The organism is Candidatus Neomarinimicrobiota bacterium, assembly GCA_041862535.1.
Taxonomy (GTDB): Bacteria; Fidelibacterota; Marinisomatia; order SCGC-AAA003-L08; family TS1B11.
The window spans coordinates 1-3,302 of the sequence record JBGVTM010000234.1 but is presented as its reverse complement, the minus strand read 5'-3'; the positions used below and the strand labels follow the sequence as shown (position 1 = coordinate 3,302).

3 protein-coding genes are annotated in these 3,302 nt (G+C 58.2%); all 3 read right to left on the bottom strand.

The genetic code is table 11. The features are described 5' to 3' along the window. A partial coding sequence (locus ACETWG_08565; protein MFB0516643.1) for an ABC transporter ATP-binding protein occupies window positions 1-593 on the bottom strand: 593 nt, incomplete at its 3' end. Continuing rightward, entirely contained in the window at window positions 590-2,035 is a 1,446-nt protein-coding gene (locus tag ACETWG_08560; protein MFB0516642.1) for an efflux RND transporter periplasmic adaptor subunit, read from the bottom strand. The genes ACETWG_08565 and ACETWG_08560, both read right to left, overlap by 4 nt. After that, window positions 2,032-3,302: TolC family protein (locus tag ACETWG_08555; protein ID MFB0516641.1), on the bottom strand; the 1,271-nt coding region annotated here is incomplete at its 5' end. The genes ACETWG_08560 and ACETWG_08555, both read right to left, overlap by 4 nt.

Here is a 3,302-nt window from a genome sequence, read left to right as displayed (position 1 = left end):
AGGTTGCCCGTGGGCTCGTCTGCCAGGATGATGGCCGGGCGCGTCACCAGAGCCCGGGCGATGGCCACCCTCTGACGCTGACCACCGCTGAGCTCACTCGGTCGGTGGCTGGCCCGGTCCGCCAGGCCCACCTCCTCAAGGACTTGCCGGGCCCGCTCTATACGGCTGCGACGATGAACCCCAGCGTAAATCAGCGGCAACTCCACGTTCCGCAGGGCCGAAGTTCGCGACAGAAGATTGAAGGTCTGAAACACAAAACCGATCTTCCGGTTACGAATATCGGCCAGCTGGTTGTCATTCATTTTATTGATACTATGATCGGTTACGTCGCAGACCAGCTCCCCCTCAAATTCATAGCGTCCGCTGGTAGGAGTATCGAGACAGCCGATGATGTTCATGAGAGTGGATTTGCCCGAACCGGAAGGTCCCATAATGGAGATGTATTCATTGGGCCGAATAGCGAGATCGATACCGCGGAGGGCGTGTACCTTTTCCTTACCCATATCGTAGACCTTGGTCACCGCACGGAGATTAATGAGGGCCTCCCGGCCATCGTTTGCCGGTTTGACCCTATTTTGTTCGGGAGTGGTCATGGTTGCTGCCGTCGGGGTGAAGGCCGTTCCTTGCGGGTAACCCAGCTGTTATCACTTAGGTCCTTGCTGACGGCGCGGTAGTTGCCAACTACAATCTCCTCGCCGGGCTCCAAGCCGGAGACGATCTCATAATGAGTGTCGGAGGAAATGCCGATCTTGACTTCCCGCTGCTCAACGGTCTCAGGAGGCTTGGAGCCGAAAAGCCTGGCTAGGAAGCCTCCGCTCGATCCGGTGGTATCTTTGGTTACTACGAAAACTACCTCCACTGGTTCAGGTCTGGCGAACTCATCTTCCGCTTCCCCGCCGCGTTCAGGCATTGCCCCGGCCATCGTCGGGGGACCCTCCGGCCTTCCCCGACCACCACGCCCGGAACCGGGCCGGCCACCAGGGCTATCAGTACCCCCCTGTCTCACAGAAGCTTCACCTTCACTCGTCGCCTCAGGGCTTTTCCGTATCGGCAACCGGGCCGTAAGGGCCTGGATGGGAACCGCCACTACCGATTTATGCATAGCAGTGGTAATGGTAGCCGTCGCCGACATCCCCGGCCGGATGCGGGGATCCACCCGCCGGGCAGTGGGATCCACATCCAAAGTCATTACCACCTCGAAATTGGTCACCTGCTCCTGGGTGCCCTGTCCCAGGACCAGGGCCGAATGGGCAATCTGTGACACCCGGCCACCGAAAACGGTGTCCTGGATAGCGTCAACCTCGATCTTGACCAGGTCCATGAGCTCAATGTCTACCACGTCGGTTTCATCCACCTCCACTACCACCTCCATCATGGACAGATCGGAGATCACCAGCAGGACATCCGCCTGGAAGGTGGAGCCCAGCGCCATTTCGCCTACTTCTTTGTTGATCTTGGTCACCACCCCGCCTTCCGGTGCTACCAGAATGGTCTTATCCAGATCATCCCGGGCCTGCTCCAGCGTAGCTTCGGCCTGCTCCTTCCGGCTGAGCGCATCTTCGTAGGAAGCTTCCAGCGTTTCCATGTCTTGTAGGCTGATCAGGTTTTTCTCGAAAAGTTGCCGCCCACGGTCCCGCTCGGCTTTTACTTTTTTCAAGCCTGCATCGGCCGACCGGAGAGCGGACTTGGACCGCTCGTGAGCCGCCTCGTTCCGGAGCCGGTCCAGAATCACCAGGGTGTCCCCGGGATAGACTTCACGGCCCTCTTCAACCAGGATAGCCTTGATCTGGGCACTCACAGTGGAGGATATTTCCGTCTCAAACACCGGCTGAATCTTGCCCGCCGCCGTGACAGTCTGCTCCACGCTGTGACGGCCCACCTCCTCCACCTGAACGGCCACGGCAGGACCCTGACGGCCCTCACCCTGACCACCACCAGAGGACAGGTTACTCAAAACAATTACCAGGATAATGGCCAGTACGCCCACTCCAATAAACAGGCGCTTGCGACCGATCTTCTTAAGGTTGATTTTCATTGTCCTATAGTTCCCATAAGCGCTTCGAGCTGCGCCTCAGCGATTTTAATGTCGTAAGTAGTCCGTACCAATGTGCTGCGAGCTGTGATCAGGGAGACCTGTGCATCCAGCAGGTCCAGAATGGAGATGGCGCCTAGGTTATACTGCTCATTTGCCAGCCGTACGTCCGCTTCGGCTGAAGCCAGCACCTCCTGATAAATGGGATGGATACTATGCAGCGATTCGAGCTTGGACAGGGTATTCTCCAGCTGACTTTTCAGGTCGCGCATCCGGCCGTCGAAACGCTCCTCCTCAGCGAGAGCATTGTACCGCTCACTGCTATACCGGGATGTATTCTGCAGGCCGGAAAAGAGGGGTAGCGAAATATTCAAGCTCGAGGTGGTGATGCGATTATCACTGCTGAAGAGGTCTCCCAGTTCGTCTGCTCGGTAGTTGCCGCCGTAACTCACACTGACACTGGGGAGCATAACACCCCGCTGCCTTTTAGCTCTGAGCCAGGCTTGGTCCACCGCCAGGGCCCGGACCTTCAGTTCCGGGTTGTTGGCCCGCAGCGAACTTAATGCTGACTCCCGCTCCGGAACCGGCTTGAGTACTAAACTATCGCGCGCAACGTTCACCGGTGACGACGGCTCCTGTCCAATGGCCACATTCAGGCTGGTCATAGCTGTAGCCACGTTCTGACGGGCCTGGTACCGGTCCGCCTCACGCTGCCCCATGCTCACCCTGGCCTTCAGCAAGTCGGTTTCCTTTACCGCCTGCAACCGAAAGCGCTCCTCCACCAGCTCCAGTTGTCTCCGGCTCAGCGCCAGGGCCTCATCAGCGACTTCCAGCAACTCCGATGCTGAAAGGAGGTTGTAGTACGCCTGTTTGATGGTCAGCACTGCTTGCTGCTGGATGCTTTCAAAGGACGCGATGCTACTCCTGACCGAGGTAGCGCCACTGCGGGCATCGTACCACGATCTTGCCCCATCGAAAAGCGTCTGGCTTAGACTGATCCTGGAACTTAAAGCGGGAGCCGGAAATTCCACCGGACCGAGGCTATATAAGTCCTCCAGATTAATGCTTCCGCTCATATTAACGGAAGGCACCAGCCCGGCGAAGGAACCCCGGCGGTCGGCCCTTGCTCCCATCAGATCACGCTCGGCGATCCGGATGTCGCTGTTGTTATCCAGCCCGATATCAATGAGCTGCTCCAGGGTAAGGGCCGGCACCGACTGCGCCCTTACCAGACCCGCGCCCAGCAACACGGCCGCACAGAGTTGGAATA

Bases quoted from the DNA above. Each gene is read 5' to 3' on its own strand.
- ACETWG_08560 (MFB0516642.1), bottom strand. From the start codon at position 2,035: ATGAAAATCAACCTTAAGAAGATCGGTCGCAAGCGCCTGTTTATTGGA.